At 72.1% G+C, this 21157-nt stretch carries 14 protein-coding genes; 9 read left to right on the forward strand and 5 right to left on the reverse strand.

The genetic code is table 11. The annotated features are described in order from the left end of the window. Positions 1–9: 9 nt before the first annotated feature. From ACH443_RS18985 to glf, 3 genes are read right to left on the reverse strand one after another with little or no spacing between them, the layout of a single operon-like run. On the reverse strand, positions 10–2586 hold the full coding sequence (locus ACH443_RS18985) for a polysaccharide pyruvyl transferase family protein (protein WP_430591189.1): 2577 nt from the start codon (positions 2584–2586) through the stop codon (positions 10–12). 52 nt (positions 2587–2638) lie between these two features. Next, positions 2639–4600, reverse strand: a complete 1962-nt coding sequence (locus ACH443_RS18990) for a glycosyltransferase (RefSeq protein WP_429764639.1) — start codon at positions 4598–4600, stop codon at positions 2639–2641. Further along, positions 4597–5754, reverse strand: coding sequence for a UDP-galactopyranose mutase (gene glf / locus ACH443_RS18995; RefSeq protein WP_430591190.1), 1158 nt, complete (start codon positions 5752–5754; stop codon positions 4597–4599). The genes ACH443_RS18990 and glf overlap by 4 nt, the downstream gene beginning before the upstream one ends. Positions 5755–6068: 314 nt before the next feature. On the opposite strand from glf, the gene ACH443_RS19000 reads away from it, so the two are divergent. Further along, positions 6069–7580 (forward strand): S8 family peptidase, encoded by a 1512-nt coding sequence (locus ACH443_RS19000; RefSeq protein WP_429764641.1) that lies wholly within the window; start codon positions 6069–6071, stop codon positions 7578–7580. Between the two features lie 411 nt (positions 7581–7991). Continuing rightward, positions 7992–10043 carry a hypothetical protein gene (locus ACH443_RS19005; protein ID WP_430591191.1) on the forward strand — a complete coding sequence of 684 codons (2052 nt, stop codon included), beginning with the start codon at positions 7992–7994 and terminating at the stop codon, positions 10041–10043. A gap of 69 nt (positions 10044–10112) precedes the next feature. Here ACH443_RS19005 and ACH443_RS19010 read toward each other — a convergent pair whose 3' ends face one another. Continuing rightward, on the reverse strand, positions 10113–12014 hold the full coding sequence (locus tag ACH443_RS19010) for a gamma-glutamyltransferase family protein (RefSeq protein WP_430591192.1): 1902 nt from the start codon (positions 12012–12014) through the stop codon (positions 10113–10115). Then, the gene (locus tag ACH443_RS19015) at positions 12011–12700 is read right to left on the reverse strand and encodes a YoaK family protein (protein ID WP_429767118.1); all 690 of its coding nucleotides are present in this window, start codon (positions 12698–12700) and stop codon (positions 12011–12013) included. The genes ACH443_RS19010 and ACH443_RS19015 overlap by 4 nt, the downstream gene beginning before the upstream one ends. Positions 12701–12985: 285 nt before the next feature. Between ACH443_RS19015 and ACH443_RS19020 the strand changes: the two genes are divergently transcribed. The 7 genes from ACH443_RS19020 (at position 12986) to ACH443_RS19050 (ending at position 21001) form a co-directional block, all read left to right on the forward strand. After that, positions 12986–14257, forward strand: a complete 1272-nt coding sequence (locus tag ACH443_RS19020) for a glycine betaine/L-proline ABC transporter ATP-binding protein (protein WP_430557509.1) — start codon at positions 12986–12988, stop codon at positions 14255–14257. Beyond that, positions 14257–15186, forward strand: a complete 930-nt coding sequence (locus ACH443_RS19025) for an ABC transporter permease (protein ID WP_429767114.1) — start codon at positions 14257–14259, stop codon at positions 15184–15186. The genes ACH443_RS19020 and ACH443_RS19025 overlap by 1 nt, the downstream gene beginning before the upstream one ends. 56 nt (positions 15187–15242) lie before the next feature. Continuing rightward, on the forward strand, positions 15243–16145 hold the full coding sequence (locus ACH443_RS19030; RefSeq protein ID WP_429767112.1) for a glycine betaine ABC transporter substrate-binding protein: 903 nt from the start codon (positions 15243–15245) through the stop codon (positions 16143–16145). 223 nt (positions 16146–16368) lie between these two features. Next, positions 16369–17001, forward strand: a complete 633-nt coding sequence (locus ACH443_RS19035; protein ID WP_430591193.1) for a hypothetical protein — start codon at positions 16369–16371, stop codon at positions 16999–17001. Between the two features lie 178 nt (positions 17002–17179). Then, entirely contained in the window at positions 17180–18718 is a 1539-nt protein-coding gene (ahcY, locus tag ACH443_RS19040) for an adenosylhomocysteinase (RefSeq protein ID WP_429767108.1), read from the forward strand. A 91-nt stretch (positions 18719–18809) separates the two neighbouring features. Then, positions 18810–20291 (forward strand): sensor histidine kinase, encoded by a 1482-nt coding sequence (locus tag ACH443_RS19045; protein WP_429767106.1) that lies wholly within the window; start codon positions 18810–18812, stop codon positions 20289–20291. A 41-nt stretch (positions 20292–20332) separates the two neighbouring features. Further along, positions 20333–21001, forward strand: a complete 669-nt coding sequence (locus ACH443_RS19050) for a response regulator transcription factor (RefSeq protein WP_430591198.1) — start codon at positions 20333–20335, stop codon at positions 20999–21001. Positions 21002–21157 lie beyond the last annotated feature (156 nt).

Here is a 21157-nt window from a genome sequence, read left to right on the forward strand (position 1 = left end):
GCGGCGGACTCAACCGGCGGCGTGCCGGACGAGGACGTCCTGGACGTGGGTCCGCTTCGACCGCGGCACCAGGACCTGCTGGTCGTAGTGGCCGACCGCGACGAAAGAGATGAACACCTCGTTGTCGGGGACGTCGATGATCTTGCGGATCGCGGCGTCCTTCGCGCTCCCCATCGCGGTGTTGAGCGAGCACGACCCCAGGCCCACCTGGGTCAGGCCGAGGAGCAGCGACATCATGAACAGCCCGCCGTCCACGAACGGCTGGTTGCGCTCGGGGGCGAAGAGGAAGGCGTCGAGGTCGGCGGTGACCAGCAGCAGGCGCGGGGGCATCTCGTAGCCGTTGAACCCGCCCTGGATGTCCAGCACCGACCTGATGACCTGCGGGTCCTGGAACTGGTGCACGCGGGCGGCCTGGCGGTTGCACACCGACGGCGACTGCATCGCGATCTGCACGGCCCTGCTGACGTCCGCGTCGCTGACGGGCTCGTCGGTGAACTCCCGCACGCTGCGCCGCCCGTAGACCACGTCGAGGAAGCCTCGCGAGTCGTCGGTCTCGAGGCGGATCTCGCGCGTCTGCTCGGCGGGCAGCACACCGCCCTCGTGGTGCCGGGTGGTGTCGATGAGGTCCTGCGCCGCGCCGGAGAAGAGCTGACGGAAGGCGGAGACGTCGTGCTGCAGCGCCGCGTGCCGCTCGAAGTAGGTCTTCATCACGGCCGCGGAGCTCTGCAGGTAGGGGTCGTCGATGCTGAACCCGGACGCCAGCCAGGAGTTCATCTCCTTGGCGAGCCCCGGGACCGCGATCTTGCCGAAGCCCGCGCGGAAGTTGCTCCGGCTCAGACCCTTCTCGATCGCGTGGGCGTGGAAGATCATCCGCGCCCGGGCACCCGAGATCCTGTCCGCCGAGCGGGCGCGATCGTACGAACGCACCTGGCGTTCGTAGTCCGCCAGCGCCAGCGCCCTGGCCTGACCCGCGAAGCCCTTGGCAGGGGGCCTGCCCGAGGCCTTCCGCCGTGCCGCGGCGGCGACGGCTGCGGGCACCTCCACGACCTCGATGCCACGCACCTCGGCGCCCGCGTTGCGGCCGGTGAAGTGCAGCGCGCCCAGCATGATCTCGGAGAATCCCGGGTCGGAGACGGTGAAGGTGACCGCGTCCCGGCGCGCCGTGCCCGAGCCCTGCGCGACGTTCACCTTGCCGACGGCGCGGAACTGCCCGGTCTCGGGGTTGCGGAGGTGGAGGTTGACGGCCGGCGCGTCGGTCCGGGGGGTCCAGTCGATCGTCAGCTGGTACGCCGAGCCCGGCGTCAGCGGCTCCGGCAGGGCGGTCCAGGCGTGGTTGCCGACCGCCGCGCCGTCCCGGGCCACCTTCAGCCGGGTGCCGCGCGCCTTGCGCGAGACGCGCCAGGCCTTGCCGTTGGCGCTGAACGCGGGGTTGTCCAGGGCGAACCGCTGGAAGCGGCGGATCGCGGCGGAGCCCTCGGCCTCGGGGTCCAGCGCCGTCCTCAGCCAATCCAGCGACGAGGCCCGGCCGGACTCGATGTACTCGCGGGCCTTCGTAAAGTCGATCTCCCGGGTGACGTACTCGTTCTCGGAGATCGTCTCGGCGGTGTCGGACTCCAGGACGCGGCGCTGGTCGTCGAAACCCATCGCCGCCATGAGGTTCTTGAACCGGTCGGCGCCCCGCTTGGTGTTGTAGATCGACGAGAAGGGCTTCTCGAAGATCGCCGCGAAGGCCGAGCCGTGGTAGCTGTCGGTGACGACATAGCCGGCGTCGCGGTACGCGCGCAGGAAGTTCTCCGGGGCGTCCTCGGCCAGGACCTCGACCCGCGGCTCGTCCACGAACAGGGACGTCACCTTCTCGCGCCCCTCGTCGGGGTTGGGGATCACCAGGATCTTGTCGAAGCCCAGCTTGTCGGCGATCGCCCGCGCGACGGACACCTTCTCCGGGTTGGGGTCGAGGTAGAAGACCGCGAGGTACTCGCCCCCGGGAGCCACCGTCGCCTTGTCGGCGAGGCCGGCGTAGTGCTCCTCGGGCAGCAGGAAGACAGGGTCGACGACGAGCGCCGCCTTGGCGCCGAAGACGTCCCGCGCGGTGTCGATCGCGTACTCCTCGCGCACCGAGATCGCGGTGAACTGCTGCAGGTTCGCGGCGTGCTTCGCGACGAACGGCACCTTGAACTTGTCGGTGCCGCGGTTCCCGAACGACGTGCCGTAGGCCACCCGGCGGTTCTCCGGGGCGACGAAGTCCAGGAACAGGTCGTCGTTGACCCGGCCGATCAGCGGGTTCCACAGCTGGTCGCTGCCCACGACGAAGGTGCGTGCGACGTCGTTCAGGCGCGGCAGCGCGGAGTGGTGCTCCTGATCGGTGTGCTCGTAGCCGACGCGACGGGCGAAGTCCATGGAGACGATGTCCGTGGGCCAGTGCACCCGGTAGCCGTTGTAGCCGAGCGGCTCGTGCACCATGAGGACCGAGCGGCCGAGGCTCTCGACGGCGCGGTTGAGCCCGTAGTAGGTGAGGATCGAACCGTAGTTCTTGCCGTACCACCATCCGAGGATGGCGACGTCGTACTTCTTCGCCGGATCCGTCATGCGCTGTGTCCCTGCCTGCTCGTGATGCCTGCGCGGTGCCCGCATCGTGTCTTCACTCGTTCTCGTCGACACCGTGGGTGTCGAACGTCGCGCGCCACTCGTCGACCGAGGTGAACGACGGCATGGCCTTCCGGTACCGCCGGCTCAGCGGCGCCCACTGGCTGCGCAGCTGCCGGTGCAGCCGCAGGCTGCGGACCAGGTAGGCGCGGAACTTCCTCGGGTCGCGGACGTACATCGAGGCGCCCGTGCCGTCGGCCGACGTGACGACCGCGGAGTCGAGGTGCGACAGGCGCCACCACCGGGCGGCGGTGGTCGAGACCCTCTCCTCGGGCACCTCGAGCGCCTCCGGCCGCACGGCGCGCAGCTGCTTGGCCATCCCGGTCAGCGCCGACGCGAGCGCGCGGGGCTTCCCTCCGGGAGCCGACGGCACCTTGCCCCGGCGGGAGGGGCGGTGGCGCCGGGTGAGCGGGAAGGCCCCCGGGTCCTTCTCCACCACGGCGTCGGGGAACCGCGCCCGCAGCGCCCGCACCTCGGGCAGCGTGGAGCCGATCGTCGCGTGCAGGTGCTCGGGGCCCTGGAGCAGGTCCTCGAGGGCCCGCAGGCGCAGCTCGACGGCCGAGTACTGCAGCTGCAGCAGGTGCTTGACGTCGCCGACGAAGCTCGCCCGCGGCAGCTCGCCGCCGCCGCGGTACGGCGAGTGCAGCATGGCCGCGAGCCACCGGTTGCGCTGGTGGTAGTAGGCCTGCCAGTCGATCGCGTCGTCCTTGTCGACCCACGGCACGTGCCACACCGCGGCCCCGGGGAGGGAGACCGTCGGGATGCCGTGGTCGGTGGCGCGCAAGCTGTACTCGGCGTCGTCCCACTTGATGAACACGGGGAGCGACAGGCCCACCGTGCGCAGCGCCTCGACCGGGATCAGCGACATCCACCAGCCGTTGTAGTCGACGTCCACGCGCTGGTGCAGCCACGGGGTCGTGCGCAGGGGGTGCAGCGAGAAGTCGTGCCGGTCGAACGTGTTCTCGATCTTGCCCCACCAGAACGAGTAGCGGTTGACCCGCTCGCCGAAGGTGTGCAGGCACGACTTCTCGAACATCGAGAACATGTGGCCGCCCACGATCGTGGGCGTCCGGGCGAAGTCGCCGAAGGCGACCGCGCGGGCGATGCCCTCGGGCTCCGAGACGACGTCGTCGTCGAGCAGCAGCACGTAGTCGGACTCGCCGGCCTGCAGCGTCTCCGCCATGCCGCGCGAGAAGCCGCCGGAGCCCCCGAGGTTTCCCTGGCGCACGAGCGACAGGCGGCCGCCGAGCCGGGCCGCGGCCTCGGCGAAGTCGGGCTGGTCCTGGACGAGCCTGCTGCCCTGGTCGACCACGTAGATCCGGTCCACCACGTCCTGGAGGCCCTCGTCGCCGCCGAGCGCGTGCAGCTGCGCGACGCAGTAGTCGGGGCGGTTGAACGTGGTGATCGCGATGGAGGCCGTGCCGTGCTTGCGGGCGTACGACCCGTCGACGCTCCACTCCGCGGACTCGAGGGTCACGGCGCCGTCGGAGGCGTACAGGTCGAACCAGTACCAGCCGCCGTCGCCGAAGGACGCGAGCGTCAGGTCGACGTCGACGACGCCGTCCACGCTGTGGATCAACCGCACCCGCTGCGGGTTTCCCCGCGCGTTCGACTTGTACACCGCGACGGTCGCGGGCCCCGAGAGCCGGAGGCTGAGCCGCACCTCGGCGACGTCGGTCCAGCGCCGCCAGTACCCGGCGGGGAACGCGCCGAAGTAGGTGCCGAACGACGCCTCGCGGCCGTGGTCGAGGCGCAGCGACCTGCGGCCCAGCACCTCGGCTCCTGCCTCGGCGGGCGCGACGTCCGGGTGCGCCTCCTCGGCGGCGCGCGCCATCGTGAAGTCCACGTACAGCGGGAGCGTGTCCGGGTCGGCGTCCGGCGGCAGCACCACCTGGTGCACGACGCGGCGGGACACCTCGGCCTCCGAGGCCGTCTCGAGCTGTGCCAGGAGAGTCACGCCGCACCCCCGAAGACCGCGCCGAGCTTGTTGTCGACCATGGAGAGGGCGGACCCGATCGCCATGTGCATGTCGAGGTACTGGTAGGTACCCAGTCGGCCGCCGAAGAACACGTCCTTCTCGCCTTCCATGTGCTTGCGGTACAGCTGCAGCCGATCGCGGTCCGCCGAGGTGTTGACCGGGTAGTACGGCTCGTCGCCGCGCTCGGCGAAACGCGAGTACTCCCGTACGACGACGGTCTTCTCGCGCTGGTAGTCGCGTTCGGGGTGGAAATGGCGGAACTCGAGGGTGCGCGTATAGGGCACGTCCAGGTCGGCGTAGTTCATGACCGGGGTGCCCTGGAAGTCGCCGACCGGCAGGACCTCCTGCTCGAAGTCCAGGGTGCGCCACGACAGCTCGCCCTCGGTGAACTCGAAGTAGCGGTCGACGGGGCCCGTGTAGACGACGGGCACCTGGCCGACGGTCGCGGCCTTGTTGACCGGCTGCCCCTCGTCGAAGAAGTCCGTCTCGAGCCGCACCTCGATGCGCGGGTGGTCGGCCATCCGCTCGAGCCATGCGGTGTACCCGTCCACCGGCAGGCCCTCGTGCGTGTCGTTGAAGTAGCGGTTGTCGTACGTGTAGCGCACGGGGAGCCGCTTGATGATCGACGCGGGGAGTTCGGTGGGGTCGGTCTGCCACTGCTTGGCGGTGTAGTCGCGGATGAACGCCTCGTACAGCGGTCGCCCGATGAGCGACACGCCCTGCTCGTCGAGGTTCTCGGGGTCCTTGCCCGCGAGCTCGCCCGCGAGCTCGGCGATGAGCGCCCGCGCCGCGTCGGGGCCGTGCGCCGACCGGAAGAACTGGTTGATCGTGCCCAGGTTGATCGGCATCGGGAACACCTCGCCCCGGTGCGTCGTGTACACCCGGTGCACGTAGCCCGTGAACGCCGTGAACCGGTTGACGTACTCCCACACCCGCTCGTTCGACGTGTGGAACAGGTGGGCGCCGTACTGGTGGACCTCGATGCCGGTCTCGGGCTCCAGAGCGCTGTAGGCGTTGCCGCCGACGTGGTGGCGCCGGTCGATCACGAGAACGTTCGCGCCGTACTGTTCGGCGAGCCTCTCGGCAACGGTCAGGCCGAAGAACCCCGAGCCCACCACGACAGCGTCCGTCATACGACGACCTCCTCAAGAATGCGAAATCGGTGCCGTGAACATGCACGGCAGAAGCAGGACCACCGGGGTGCGTGCCGGGCTGGTCACGGGATCCGAGATTAGGGGCACGACAGGCCGCAAAAGTGCCGAATTGAACGGCGTCTCCTGATGATCGGACAGTGTTCATCCGGGTTCACCCGGGCGTTACCCGGACGTCAAGAAAACCCGCGACGCCGACCCGGCGGTGCGTTCGACGGGCTCTGGGGGCCCGGGCGCTCTACCGTCACCTGGTGACGGTCGCAACGAGGCGACCGCACCTCTTCGAAGGGGACACCATGAGCCTGCGCACCACCCATCGCGCGCGTCTGGTCGCCGTCGGCGCCGCCACGGCCCTCCTGATCGCCGGCGCCGGAAGCGCCGCCGTCGCCGGCGGCACCGCGGCCGAGCCGCCGTCCACGCCGGTCCCGGTGACCACCCCCGACGGCCAGACCTTCTCCTACGTCGTCAACGCCAAGCACGCGAACCCCGGCCAGACGCGTCTCGCGGAGCGGGCCGTCGAGGCGGCGGGAGGCGTCGTCGTCCAGTCGTGGCCCGAGATCGGCGTCGTGGTCGCGCACGCGGCACGCGCGGACTTCCGCGCCGACGTCGTGCGCCTCGCGCGCGGGCACGCCGTCGAGTCGGTCGGCGTCACCCGGACCGTCCCGGTGAGCGAGGGCACGCCCGCCGTCGCCGACGACGTCCCGGGTGCCAAGGGCGGCCCGTGGAAGGCGAAGGTCACCAAGAAGCCCGGTGCCGTCGTCGAGGACGGCGCCGGCGCGACGGCCGTCCCGGACCCGGGCGAGGCCACCCAGTGGGACATGGCGATGATCAAGGCCGACCGGGCGATCGAGATCAACCCGGGCTCGCCGGACGTGCTGGTCGGCGTCCTCGACTCCGGCATCGACGCCACGCACCCCGACCTCGCGACGCAGGTCGACACGGCGGCGTCCGTGAACTGCACCGCGGCGGGGCGCCCCGACACGTCGGCCACCGGCTGGCTGCCCACGACGTCCGACCACGGCACCCACGTGGCCGGGACGATCGCGGCGGCCGACAACGGGCTGGGCATCGTCGGCGTCGCGCCGGGCGTGAAGATGGCGTCCGTGAAGGTCGTCAACGACGACGGCTTCATCTACCCCGAGTACGCCGTCTGCGGCTTCGTCTGGGCGGGCCTGCACGGCGTGGACGTCACCAACAACTCGTACTACATCGACCCGTTCATGTACTGGTGTGAGGACCAGCCCGACCAGGCCGCGGTGAAGGAGGCCGTGCGCCGCGCGATCGACTTCTCCACCGACCGGGGCGCCGTGCACGCCGCGGCGGCCGGCAACGCGTCCACGGACCTGGCGAACAACACCCGCGACACGTCGAGCCCCAACGACTCGACGGCCGTGGACCGCACCATCAACTCGGGCTGCGAGGACATCCCGACCGAGGCGGACGGGGTCGTGACGGTCTCGTCCGTCACGAGCACCGGAGCCCTGAGCTCCTTCTCCAACCGCGGCCTCGGCAAGATCGACGTCGCCGCCCCGGGCAGCGCCATCGTCTCGACCGAGCTGAACGGCACGTGGGACACCAAGAGCGGCACGTCCATGGCGTCGCCGCACGTCGCGGGCGTGCTCGCGCTCATGAAGTCCGCGCACCCGGACTGGACGCCCGCCCAGCTCGAGCAGGCCGTGCGCGACCAGGCGGACGACCGGCCCTGCGGGACGACGCCCGTCGGGCCGACGTGCGTCGGGACGCCGGAGGAGAACAGCTTCTTCGGTGACGGCCTCGTCGACGCCCTCGACGCGGTGACGCTGGGCTGACCGAGCACGACGACCGCAGGGGGAGGGTGGCCCGCAGCGTGCTGCGGGCCGCCCTGCGTCGTCGACGGAGTTTCACCCGGTGCGGCCGGGTGAAAACCGCTGACCTGGGTGGATATGTCGTAGAACGTCCCTCGCGGTTCCCCATACTGACGTGCAGCACCGCCGGACCGCGCCCGCGCGACGAGGCGACCGGCCCTGAGCGGTCGTGGCCACGACGGCCGTGCTTCCGTGGCCGCTCCGCCGGCCGCTGATCCTCGGAGGACCCGTGGAACCTCTCCACCCGGCGGCGCGACGACGTCGCGGTCGCGCGGCGGCGCTCGTCACGGCCCTGGCTCTGGTCGTCACACCGCTCCTGGTCGCACCACCGGCCTCGGCGTCCGTCGTCGCGACGGAGGCCGCGGACGAACCACGGTGGCCCCGACGGACGTCGTCGCCCCGGCGGCGGAGCAGCTCCTCGTCGACGGCACGCTGCAGGTCGGCGAGGAGGTCGCGGTCGACCCGCGGCCGGAGCTGTGGGCGCCGGCCGGGATCGGGCTCGCCTTCACCTACCGCTGGTTCGCCGGCGACTCCCTGGTCGCGGAGGGCACGGAGCCCACGCTGACGCTCGGGCCCGCGACCGTCGGCGAGCAGGTCAGCGTCGAGGTCACCGGCACGGCTCCCGAGGGCGCCGTCGACGGCGCGACCTCGGCGTCGGTCGTGGTCGTCGCCGCCGGCACGGTGGCCGAGGGCGAGCTCGTGACCGACGCCCCGACGATCAGCGGGACGGCGAGGTACGGGCAGACCCTCACCGCGAAGGCCGGTTCCTGGGAGCCGGCGGCCACCCTCACGTACCAGTGGTGGCGGGGCCACGACCCCGTCAGCGGGGCCACGAAGCCGACGTACACCCTGACGGCCGCCGACCTGGGCAGGACGATCGCGGTCTCGGTGTCGGGCGCCGCGGAGGGCTACACGTCCCGGACGCTCACGTCGGACCGGACCGCCGTCGTCGTCGCGGCCGGCCTGTCCGCGGGGACGCCCACGATCAGCGGCACCGTGCGCGTGGGCTCGAAGGTCACCTCCAAGCCGGGCACCTGGACCTCCGGGACCACGCTGGGCTACCAGTGGTACGTGTCCGGCACGAAGGTCTCGGGCGCCACGGGGTCGAGTTACACGCTGCCGTCGACGGCCAAGGGCCGGACCCTCACCGTCAAGGTGACCGGGAAGAAGACCGGGTACACCACGGTCACGAGGACGAGCGCCGGCACGAAGGTCGCGCCGGGGGTGCTGTCGGCGCCGAGGCCGACCGTCAAGGGCACCGTCAAGGCGGGCAGCACGGTCTCCGTGTCGCGCGGGACGTGGAACCCCGGGGCGACGACCTACCGCTACCAGTGGAAGATCAGCGGCCGGTCGATCCCGGGCGCCACGCGCTCCACGTACACGATCCCGTCGAGGTACGCCGGCAGGACGCTCACCGTCGCCGTGACGGGCAGCCGCAGCGGCTACACCACGCGCACCGTGACGAGCTCCGGCACGACCGTGCTGCGCGTCTACTCCAGGACCTCCGCGCCCCAGGTCTCCGGGACCGTCCGCGTCGGCTCCACGCTCAAGGTGAGCAGCAAGGGCACCTGGAGCCCCGCACCGACGTCGTGGAAGTACCAGTGGAAGGCGAACGGCACCGCCATCAAGGGCGCCACGAGGTCGTCGTTCACGCTGACGTCGGCCCTGCACGGCAAGAAGATCACCGTCACCGTCACCGGCGTCCGCTCGGGGTACGCGACGTCGTCCCGGACCAGCGCGGCCACCGCCACGGTGGCCTGGCCCGTGGGCGTCAGCACGCCCAGGGTGACCGGGAACCCGGCGCAGCAGTGGGTGACGTCCGGGAAGACCGCGACCTTCACCGTCAAGGCCACCGGCGGCCGCCTGACGTACCAGTGGCAGACGTCCGCCGACGGCAAGAAGTGGACGAACCTCGCGGGCAAGACGTCGTCGACCCTCAAGCTCACGACGCGCGCGTACCGTGACGGGTCGCAGGTCCGGGCCGTCGTGAAGAACGTCGCCGGCACCGCCACGAGCAAGTCGGCGTGGCTCTGGGTCGACTCCACCCGCAGTGATCCGTACAAGCCGAACGTCGCGTTCTCGACCCTGGACTGGTCCGCGGTCATCGGTTCGAGCGCTTCGTCGACGTGGACGAGCACGAAGAAGATCGTCTCCGCGCCGATGGCCGTCTGCTACTACGGGGACGACAGCGCGCTGCCCTGGCTCGACCTCGGCATCGAGTACGTGGGCCGCAACGGCGTCGTCTACGACGAGGGCGACGAGTTCTTCGACGACGACATCTGGGGGACGTCGGAGCTCTACGACGGCGGGTGCACGTCGTTCACGGCATATGCCGTCATCCCGTCCGGTGCGGTCAGCGGCGGCACGTGGCGCCTGACCGACTCGTCGGGGTACTCGGACTACGTCCAGTGGGTCGACGGCGCCTGACGTCGTTCGCACCCGAGGGCGAGGGCACGGTCCGTGGCGCACGGACCGTGCCCTCGTCGGCACTCCGGGTCAGCGGCCCGCGGCGTACCCCTGCGCGCCGCGGGGGTTCGCCGCGGCGCCGAGCACGCCGGTGGCGGGGTCGCGCGACACGGCGCTGAGGCGCCCGAGCGCCCAGTCGCCCGCGAGCGTGAGCACGTGGCCGCGCTCGGCCAGCCCGGCGAGGACGTCGGCGCCGAGGCGGTCCTCGACGACGGCGCCGCCGGGCGTCCAGGTGCGCGGCCAGAACGAGCCCGGCGCGGACGTCGTGTGCAGGGCCGGGGCGTCGATCGCCTCCTGCGGCGTGTACCCGCCCACCAGCACGCGCAGCAGGAACGCGAGCTGCCATTGGTCCTGCTGGTCGCCGCCCGGCGACCCGCACGCGAGCACGGGCTCGCCGTCGCGCAGCACGAGCGTCGGGGTGAGCGTGGTGCGCGGCCGGCGGCCGGGCGTCAGCGCGGACGGCGACGCCTCGTCCAGCCACGTCATCTGCAGCCGGGTGCCCAGGGCGAAGCCGAGTCCGGGCACCGTGGGGGAGGACTGCAGCCAGCCGCCCGACGGCGTCGCGCTGATCATGTTGCCCCAGCGGTCGACGACGTCCAGGTGGCACGTGTCGCCGCGGGTCGCGCCCGTGGCGTCGGTCTCGAGGCCGTCGCCGTTCAGGGGCGCGGTCGCCCCGACGACGACGGTCGGCTCGCCGACGCCGGCCGCGGGGCCGCCGGCCGGGGCGCCGGGCAGGGCCGCGGCCGGGACGTCCGTGGCGTACGACGTGCGCAGGGGAGGCATCACCGGGGTGTCGCGGCCCGCGACGTCGCCGGGACGGACGTCGTGGGACGCGCGCTCGCCGATCAGGGCGCGGCGGGCGGCGGCGTACTCGGCGGAGAGCAGGACGTCGAGGGGCACGCCGCCTCCGCGGTCGTCGTCCCCGTACCAGGTGTCGCGGTCGGCGAGGGCGAGCTTGAGCGCCTCGAGCACCGTGTGCGCCCCGAGCTCGGTCGACGGGTCGAGCCGCGCGTCGTCGAACCCGTCGAGGATGCGCAGCGCCTCCAGCAGTGCGGGGCCCTGCCCCCAGGCCCCGGTCTTGGCCACGGTGTACCCGCGGAAGTCGATAGTCGTGGCGTCCTCGAACGACGCCTCGAACCCCGCGACGTCCGCCGCGGACAGCACCCCCGGGTGGTCGCGGCCGTCGGCGTGCCGGTGCGGGGTACGCACGAACTCCTCGACGGCCTCGCCGACGACGGCCCTCCACGCGGCTCGGGCGGCGTCCACCGCGCCGGCCCGGTCGGCACCGTCCGCGGCGGCGTCGGTCTCGGCGGCGACGAGGCGCGCGAGCACGGCCGCGAGCTCGGGGTTGGTGAGGAGCTCGCCGGGCCGCGGGGCGCGCCCGCCCGGCAGCCATCGCTCCGCCGACGTGGGCCAGTGCTCGCGGAAGAGCCCGGCGACGCCCTCGATCGTCCGGCACACGGCGGCCAGCACCGGGTGGCCGTCGCGCGCGTACCCGATCGCGGGGGCGAGGACGTCGGCCACGGTCCACGTGCCGTGGTCGCGCAGCAGCAGGAGCCACGCGTCGACGGCGCCAGGCACGGCGGCCGCCAGCGCGCCCGAGCCGGGCACGAGGTCCAGGCCCTCGGCGTCGCGGTAGTGCGCGATCGTCGCCCCGGCCGGCGCCGGGCCCTGACCCACCAGCACCCGAGGTCGCGCGGGCTCGTCCGCCGTCGCGAGGATCGCCGTCATGTCCCCGCCGGGGCCGTTGAGGTGCGGCTCGACGACGTGCAGCACGAACGCGCCCGCGACGGCCGCGTCGAACGCGGTGCCGCCCCGCTCCAGCACCGACTGGGCGCTCGCGCTCGCCAGCCAGTGCGTGGAGGCGGCCATCCCGAACGTGCCGCGCAGGTCCGGGCGCGTGGGGTGGGGGGTCGGGGGAGTGAACGTCATCGAGGGTCCTCCGTGGTGTGTCCGAGAGCGGCGACGAGGAGCGTGAGCACGGCGCTCACGCCCACGCCCCACGCCAGGTGGGCCTGCAGCAGCAGGGCGCCGGCGGCGGCACCGGCGCAGATGAGGGCGATCGCGGCGATGCGCCGCCCGGAGTTCGTGCCGTGCCCGCCGGCGAGGCGGGAGTCGGCGGCCAGGCCGGTGATGGTCGACGTGACGACGACCGTCGTGACGTCCTTGACCGACAGATGACGCGCCGTCGCCGCCTGCATGCCCATCGCGAGGGCCAGCAGCCCGGTCACGGTGAGCTGCACGGCGTGCGGCAGGTCGTCTCCCGAGACGGCGAGCAGCACTGTGATCGCCGCCAGCAGGGCGCCGACGGTCGCGAACATCCCGGTGGTGCGGGTCGTCCACCCCACCTGCACGGGCCGCAGCACGACGCCGGCCAGCGCCGCCCCGGCCATGAACGTGCCCAGCGCGAGCAGCGGCCCGGCGACGGGGAGGTCGTCCCCTCCGGCGAGCGCCATCCCGAGGATGACGACGTTGCCCGTCATGTTGCCGGTGAACACCCGGTCGAGGCCGAGATAGCCGACGGCGTCCGCGATCCCGGTGGAGAACGTCAGGGCGAGCATGAGGGCGAGATGGAGGCGGTCGCGGTCACGACGGAGCGGTCCGAGGAGCGAGGGCACCAGGTCACCGTAGCGACCGGTCCGGGGTGGATGCCCGGGGCGCTGGACAGTTCCAGATGACACCGGGGTGGATCCGTGCCTCATCGGCCCTGTTGGTCACAGCATGATAAAGATCACGAGGGTTTTGCCAGGGCCGCGTACAGAGCCGTGCCGGAGATGGCCTAACGTCGTGAACAGTGTGTGGCCGTGTCGTGCCGGTGCGATCCCGTGCCGATGCCGCCCACGCCCGGCCGACGAGCGTTGCCGTCGCACCGGGCAGGCCATGTCCCCGACCCCGGGAGAGTTGTGTCAGCCATCCAGGCAAATGGTTTGACGAAGATCTTCGGACGCCGCCCGCAGCGTGGCGTCCGCATGTTGGAAGAAGGCGCCGATCGCGCCAAGCTGCGCAAGGAAGGCCTCACCGCCGCGGTCATCGACGCCACGTTCGACGTCGCGCCCGGCGAGATCTTCGTCGTCATGGGACTGTCGGGCTCCGGCAAGTCCACCCTGATCCGCACCGTGAACGGCCTCCTCGAGCCCACCGCCGGATCCATCAGCATCGACGGGCAGGACGTCACGCACCTGTCCAAGGCCGGCCTCCGCGAGGTCCGCCGCACCAAGGTCAGCATGGTGTTCCAGCACTTCGCGCTGCTGCCGCACCGGACCGTCGGCGAGAACGCCGCCTACCCGCTGCAGCTGCGGGGCGTGAACAAGGCCGAGCGCGAGCAGCGCGCCGAGGAAGCCCTCGGCATGGTCGGCCTGGCCGGCTGGGGCGGCTCGCTGCCGTCCGAGCTGTCGGGCGGCATGCGCCAGCGCGTCGGCCTGGCCCGCGCGCTCGCCTCGGGCACCGACGTCCTGCTCATGGACGAGGCGTTCAGCGCCCTGGACCCGCTGATCCGCAAGGAGATGCAGGACCAGCTGCTGGAGCTCCAGTCCGAGCTGGGCAAGACCATCCTGTTCATCACCCACGACCTCAACGAGGCCATGCGCCTCGGCGACCGCATCGCCATGATGCGCGACGGTCGCATCGTGCAGGTCGGCACGGCCGAGCAGATCCTCAACGAGCCCGCCACCGACTACGTCGCGCAGTTCGTCGCCGACGTCGACCGCAGCCGCGTGCTCACCGCCGCTGCCGTCATGGAGCGGCCCGTGGCCGTCGTCGGGGCGGAGACCGGCCCGAAGGCCGCGCACAAGCTGTTGCGCGAGCACCAGGTCCCCGCCCTGCTCGTGACCGGGCGCAACCGCCGGCTCGAGGGCTTCGTCTGGGAGGAGGACGTCGCCGCCGCGGTCAAGACCGGCGCCGACCGGCTGCCCCTGAGCGGGGAGCCGGTCATCCGGGTGACGCCCGAGACCCCGCTCATCGAGCTGTTCGGGGACGCGGCCTCGAGCCGCGCCCCGCTGGCGGTCGTCGACGAGCAGGGCCGCCTGCAGGGTGTCATCCCGAGGGTCACGCTGCTCAGCGCGCTCTCCGTACCCGACAGCGTCGACGCCGTCCCGAGCGACGGCCGAGACGGCGACGGCACGGGTGAACGACCCGCCGACGGCCAGTCCGCCCCCGACACGGCAGGAGCTCTCTGATGTCCCCCACGCTTCTCGCCGCCGCCGACGGCAACCCGCTGCCGGACCTGCACATCGGTGACGCCGTCGCGGACGCCGTCGACTGGATCACCGACAACCTCGAAGGGCTGCTCGACGGCATCAGCGCGGCGCTGACGTTCCTCGTCGACCTGATCTCGAGCATCCTGCTGGGACCCCCGCCGCTGGTGATGGCCGTGATCTTCGCGGTGCTGGCCCTGCTCGTGCGCTCCTGGACGTTCGCGCTGTTCACGCTGGTCGGCACGCTGCTGATCATCAGCATGGACATGTGGGAACCCGCGATGGAGACGCTCAGCCTCGTGCTCGTCGCCACGCTGATCGCCCTGATCATCGCCGTGCCCGTGGGCATCCTGGCGGCCCAGAACGACACCGTGAGCGCCGTCGTGCGACCGGTGCTCGACTTCATGCAGACGATGCCGGCCTTCGTCTACCTCGTGCCCGTGGTCATCTTCTTCGGGATCGGCGTCGCGCCCGGCGTCTGCGCCACGATCATCTTCGCGCTGCCGCCGGGGGTGCGGCTCACCGAGCTCGGTATCCGGCAGGTCGACCGCGAGACCGTCGAGGCCGGCGAGGCCTTCGGCGGCACGTCGCGTCAGATCCTCAGCGGCATCCAGCTGCCGCTGGGGCTGCCGACGATCATGGCCGGCGTCAACCAGGTGATCATGCTCTCGCTGTCCATGGCGGTCGTCGCCGGGCTCGTCGGGGCCGGCGGCCTCGGCCAGGAGGTCGTCACCTCCATCTCGCGCATCGACGTGGCGCTCGGGTTCGAGGCCGGGCTGTCCGTCGTGATCCTGGCCATCTACCTGGACCGACTGACCGGCGCGATCGGTCAGCCCACCGGCAGGGCCCTCCTGACGAAGCTCACGAGCCGCAAGAAGGCGGCGGAGTCCGCCGTCGGCGCCGGCGTCTGACCGAAGAACCGATTTCGGGGAGCCTCGCGTCCCCGACGACGAAAGGAACTCTTCAGATGAACACCCATCGCAAGCATCTCCGCCGGGGCGTCGCGCTCACGTCCGTCGTGGCGCTCGGCCTCACGCTGGCCGCCTGCGGCAGCGACGACGGCGGCAGCGGCGGCGACGACAAGACCATCACCCTCGGCTACATCCCCTCGTGGACCGACGGCCTGAGCACCGCGTACCTGCTGGACGCCAAGCTGCAGGAGGCGGGGTACACCGTCGAGCACAAGGAGATCAGCGACGCGGGCGTCCTCTACACCGCCCTGGCCGACGGCGACGTGGACATCTACCCGTCCGCCTGGCCCGAGGTGACGCACGCCTCGTACATGAAGCAGTACGAGGGCGACATCGAGGACCTGGACACCTACTACGACAACGCGAAGCTGACCTTCGCGGTGCCGGAGTACACCGACATCGACTCGATCGACGAGCTCGCGGCCAACACCGACACGTTCAACGGCGAGATCATCGGCATCGAGCCCGGTGCCGGCCTCACGGACATCACGAAGAACTCGGTCATCCCCGAGTACGGGCTCGACGAGGCCGGCTACACCCTGAAGGAGTCGTCCACGCAGGCGATGCTGACGGAGCTCAAGAAGGCCACGGACAAGAAGGAGGACATCCTCGTCACGCTGTGGCGTCCGTTCTGGGCCAACTCCGCCTTCCCGGTGAAGGACCTGGAGGACCCGAAGGGCGCGCTCGGCGAGACCGAGGGGCTGCACTTCCTGGGCACCGAGGGCTTCTCGGAGGAGAACCCCGAGGTCGCCGACTGGATCAGCAAGATCAAGCTGGACGACGAGCAGTACGGCGCCCTGGAGGACCAGGTCGTCAACCAGAACGCGGACGACCCGGCCGCCGGCGTCGAGGCATGGCTGGAGGAGTACCCGGACGTCGTGCCGTCGCTGGAGAGCTGAGCGGGCCTGCCCCGCACGGACCGTGGGCGCCCGCCCCCGACACTCGTCGGGGGCGGGCGCCTCGTCGTCGATGGGTGAAGTCCGCCGCTGACGGCCGGGTCGGCGGGCTTGCTCGGGGATACTTGTCCCGCGATTCCGACGCACCGCCCGGCGAGAGGGCGTGCCCGCGGATCGCATCGCGGACCCTTGCCCCGGGAACGGGGCCACCCACCTGGAGACACCTGTGAACCCGACCCTGCCCGCGCGTCGTCGCGGACGCCTCGTCGCCCTCGTCACCGCCGTGACGCTGCTGGCCGCGCCGCTCGCCGTCGTCCCCGCGACGCTGTCCGCGCCGTCGGCGTCGGCGGCGACCGCCACGTCCGTGACGGTCAAGAAGATCGGCACCAAGACCGCGCCCTACAAGAAGAAGGCGACGGTGAAGCCGAGCGTCACCGCCAAGGGGAAGGTCTCGGTGAAGACCAAGACGCTCACGGTGGCCCAGCGGGGCAGGTACGTCGCCAAGAACAAGACGTCCGTGGCGCTCAGGGCCGGCACGTACACGGTGACGACGAAGGTCACCTACAAGACCTACAAGCTGACGTCGGCGAAGAAGAAGGTCTGGTCCGGCACGAAGACGAAGAAGCTCACCCAGAAGCTCGTCGTCAAGCAGGGCAAGAAGCCGTCGCGCACGACCCCGGTGAGCGAGTACAACTGCCCCAGCTGGGCGCCGATCAAGGGCAACCGGACCACGTCCCACTCGACGGACTGGATCTATCACGTGCCGGGCGGTCAGTACTACAAGAAGACCAAGCCTGAGGAGTGCTTCACGACCGAGGCGGCCGCACGCAAGGCGGGTTACCGCGCGTCGAAGCGCTGACGGAGCTCGACACGAAGGCGAGGCCGGCACCCGGACGGGTGCCGGCCTCGCTGCGTCCCGGACCTGCCGCGGTCTACCCTGGGTGCTGGCCCGCCATGTCGACGACCGACGGCGGGCCACGCGCAGACGGGAGCCCCCAGCGCACACGGCTCATACCGCAGACCCCAGGAGGGCGACCATGTCCACGACCGCTGAGGCACCCGGCACGACCGGCTTCGACGAGGCTCCCGGCCGCTACAAGGTGCGCTCGCTCGCGCTGGCGGAGGCCGGCCGGCACCAGATCCGGCTCGCCGAGCACGAGATGCCCGGCCTCATGGCGTTGCGCGCCGAGTACGGCGAGGCGCAGCCGCTGGCGGGCGCCCGCATCGCCGGCTCCCTGCACATGACGGTCCAGACCGCCGTCCTCATCGAGACGCTCGTCGCGCTCGGCGCCGAGGTCCGCTGGGCCAGCTGCAACATCTTCAGCACGCAGGACGAGGCGGCCGCGGCGATCGTCGTCGGCCCGCACGGCACCCCCGAGGACCCGCAGGGCGTCCCCGTCTTCGCGTGGAAGGGCGAGAGCCTCGAGGAGTACTGGGACTGCACGGAGCAGATCCTCGTGTGGCCCGGCGCGGAGAACGGCCAGGGCGGCCCGAACCTCATCCTCGACGACGGCGGCGACGCCACGATGCTGGTGCACCTCGGCCTGCAGTACGAGCGCGCCGGCGTGGTGCCGCCCGACACGCTGCCGGGCGAGCCGGACCACACCCACGAGATGAACGTGGTGCGCGGCGTGCTGCGCCGGGCGCTCGACTCCGACCCGCTGCGCTGGACGACGATCGCGCAGAGCATCGGCGGCGTCACCGAGGAGACGACGACGGGCGTGCACCGGCTCTACCACCTCGCCGAGGCGGGGGAGCTGATCTTCCCGGCGATCAACGTCAACGACTCGGTCACCAAGTCGAAGTTCGACAACAAGTACGGCATCCGCCACTCGCTGCCGGACGGCATCAACCGCGCCACCGACATCCTCATCGGCGGCAAGGTCGCCTTCGTGTGCGGCTACGGCGACGTCGGCAAGGGCGCGGCCGAGGCGTTCCGCGGCCAGGGCGCGCGCGTCATCGTGTCCGAGGTGGACCCGATCTGCGCGCTGCAGGCGGCGATGGACGGCTTCCAGGTCGCCCGGCTCGACGAGACGATCGGCGAGGCCGACTTCGTCATCACCACGACGGGCAACAAGGACGTCGTGCGCGTCGAGCACATGCTCGCGCTGAAGGACAAGGCCGTCGTCGGCAACATCGGGCACTTCGACAACGAGATCGACATGGCCGGGCTCGCCGCCGTCCCGGGCGTCGTGAAGACCGAGATCAAGCCGCAGGTGCACGAGTGGACGCTGCCGGCCGGCGACGGCCGCGCCGAGCGGTCGATCATCGTGCTGTCGGAGGGGCGCCTGCTCAACCTGGGCAACGCGACCGGGCACCCGTCGTTCGTCATGTCGAACTCGTTCGCCAACCAGGTGATCGGCCAGATGGAGCTGTTCGCCGACATGGCCCGGCCGGCCGAGGAGCGGCAGTACGAGCGCCAGGTGTACCGCCTGCCCAAGGTGCTCGACGAGAAGGTCGCGCGCCTGCACCTCGACGCCCTCGGAGTGCGGCTCACCGAGCTGAGCAAGGAGCAGGCCGAGTACCTCGGCGTGCCGGTGGAGGGCCCGTACAAGCCGGAGCACTACCGCTACTGACGGCCCGTCGCCCTGCGCACGGGGGACAGCCCCCGTGCGCAGGGTGGCACGCCGGATGTCGGCGCGGCGCCGCGGGCGGCAGCCTGGAAGCATGACCAGCATGACGTCCACCGACGGCCAGGTGCCGCCGCCCGCGACCCCGCCGACCCCGCCGCCGGCCACGCAGCCCGCCGAGCGTCCGGCGGTGTCCCCACGGGCGACGTCGGACGGGGCGCCGCCGTTCCTCCTCGCGCCGTTCGACGGCCGGACCTGGCGCGCCTACGGCTTCCTGTGGCTCGCGCTGCTGCTCGCGCCGTTCGCGCTCGCGTACGCCCTGTTCACCGTGTCGTTCATGGCGGGCGTCGCGGTGACGGTCGTGGGCCTGTTCGTGGCGGGCGGCGTGCTGCTCGGTGCGCGCGGCTGGGCGTCGGTCTACCGGCGGATGGCGGTGCGTTACCTCGGCGTCGAGATCGCCGAGCCCGCGCCGCGCCAGCCGCGGAAGGGATTCTGGCGGCGCCTCGGCGGGATGCTCGGCGACGCGACCGCCTGGCGCGGGCTGCTGTACATGGTGGTGACGTTCCCCCTGGCGATCGCGGCGTTCGTGGTGAGCACCGTGTTCCTCGCCGTCGCGCTCGGCGGGATGACGCACTGGTTCTGGTCGCGCTGGCTGCCGCTGCAGCAGGCCGGCGACGGCACGTGGCACCGGGGCGCGTCCTTCGGCACGGACTGGTTCGTCGACACGCCGGCCCGACAGCTCCTGCTGGCGGCGGTCGGCCTGATCCTGTTCTACCTGTGGCCGCAGGTGCAGTCCCTGTTCGTCGGCCTCTTCCGGATGCTGGCTGAGGGGCTGCTCAGCCCCACGCGGGCCAGCCTGCGGGTGGCGTACGCCGAGCGCGCCCGCGCCGTCACCGTCGAGGACGCCGACGAGCGCCTGCGCCGCATCGAGCGCGACCTGCACGACGGCACCCAGGCGCACCTCGTGGCCGTCGCCATGCAGATCGGCGAGGCGCGCGAGCTGCTGCGCGACGGCACGGACGGCACGGACGGCATCGACACCGCGGAGCTCGCCGCCGTCCTGGAGACGGCCCACTCCAGCACGAAGGACACGCTCGCCGAGCTGCGCGAGCTCGCCCGCGGCATCCGCCCGCCCGCCCTGGACGCCGGCCTCGCCGTCGCCCTCGAGACGCTCGCCGCGCGCGCCGCCCTGCCGGTGCGCGTGCACGCGGTCGGGCTCGACGGGGCGGACCTCCCGCCCAGCGTCACCGCCATCTCCTACTTCGCCGTCGCCGAGCTGGTCGCCAACGCGACCAAGCACGCCCGGGCGACCGGCGTCGACGTCGTGGCCGGCGTCGAGCCCGTCGCGGACGCCGCGACCGGGGCCGCCGTGCGTGCGCTCGTGCTGCGCGTGCACGACGACGGCGTGGGCGGCGCCGCGGTGCGTGCCCCCGACCCGTCGGGCAGGGGCAGCGGCCTCGCCGGGCTCACGGACCGGCTGTCGGGCGTCGACGGCACGCTCCGGGTGGTCAGCCCCGCGGGAGGGCCTACGGTGATCACCGTGACCATCCCGCTGCCCGCCCCCGGGTCCCGCCGATGACGCCCGGGGCGTCGACCGGCCCGGCGACCGGCTCGGGCCCGCTGCGCGTCGTCGTCGCCGAGGACTCCGCCATCCTGCGCGACGGCCTCGTCGCGCTCCTGTCCCGCCGTGGGCACGACGTCGTCGCGGCGGTGCCCGACGGCGACGCCCTCGTCCGCGAGGTCACGACCCTCGCCGCCGCCGGCGCCCTGCCCGACGTCCTCGTCGCCGACATCCGCATGCCGCCGTCCCACACGGACGAGGGGCTGCGTGCGGCCGAGGCGCTGCGCGCCGCGCACCCCGGGCTGCCGGTGCTCGTGTTCTCGCAGTGGGTCGAGACACGCTACGCGTCGCGGCTGCTCGAGGGCGACCCGCGCGGCGTCGGCTACCTGCTCAAGGACCGCGTCGCCGACGTCGGGGACTTCGTCGCCGCGCTCGGCCGCGTCGCGGCGGGGGAGACGGTGCTCGACCCGGAGGTGGTGCGCCAGCTCATGGGCGCGCACCGCTCGCCGGAGGACGACGTGGCCCGCCTGACGCCGCGCGAGAAGGAGGTCCTGGAGCTCATGGCGCAGGGCCGCTCCAACGGCGCCATCGCGGAGCAGCTCTACCTGTCGTACGGGGCGGTGGAGAAGAACGTCGCCGCCATCTTCACGAAGCTCGACCTGCCGCAGGACTCCGCCGACCACCGGCGCGTGCTCGCCGTCCTGCGCTACCTGGGCGTCGACGCCTGACCCAGGACCTGTCAGGGCCACACGCAGCGAGTCGTGCGTGTGGCCCTGACACGTCAGGAGTCGGCGGGTTCAAGCGGTCGTCGCAACACGCGTCGTCAGGCTGCCAAGAGTAGGCGGTTGAGTGCTTCGGCGGGCTTGGCCCAGTCGAGGGTCTGG

The sequence above is a fragment of the Isoptericola sp. NPDC019571 genome (genome assembly GCF_044389385.1).
Taxonomy (GTDB): domain Bacteria; phylum Actinomycetota; class Actinomycetes; order Actinomycetales; family Cellulomonadaceae; genus Isoptericola; species Isoptericola nanjingensis.

Bases quoted from the DNA above. Each gene is read 5' to 3' on its own strand.
- ACH443_RS18985 (WP_430591189.1), bottom strand. From the start codon at position 2,586: ATGACGGATCCGGCGAAGAAGTACGACGTCGCCATCCTCGGATGGTGG.
- glf (WP_430591190.1), bottom strand. From the start codon at position 5,754: ATGACGGACGCTGTCGTGGTGGGCTCGGGGTTCTTCGGCCTGACCGTT.
- ACH443_RS19000 (WP_429764641.1), top strand. From the start codon at position 6,069: ATGAGCCTGCGCACCACCCATCGCGCGCGTCTGGTCGCCGTCGGCGCC.
- ACH443_RS19010 (WP_430591192.1), bottom strand. From the start codon at position 12,014: ATGACGTTCACTCCCCCGACCCCCCACCCCACGCGCCCGGACCTGCGC.
- ACH443_RS19025 (WP_429767114.1), top strand. From the start codon at position 14,257: ATGTCCCCCACGCTTCTCGCCGCCGCCGACGGCAACCCGCTGCCGGAC.
- ACH443_RS19030 (WP_429767112.1), top strand. From the start codon at position 15,243: ATGAACACCCATCGCAAGCATCTCCGCCGGGGCGTCGCGCTCACGTCC.
- ahcY (WP_429767108.1), top strand. From the start codon at position 17,180: ATGTCCACGACCGCTGAGGCACCCGGCACGACCGGCTTCGACGAGGCT.
- ACH443_RS19045 (WP_429767106.1), top strand. From the start codon at position 18,810: ATGACCAGCATGACGTCCACCGACGGCCAGGTGCCGCCGCCCGCGACC.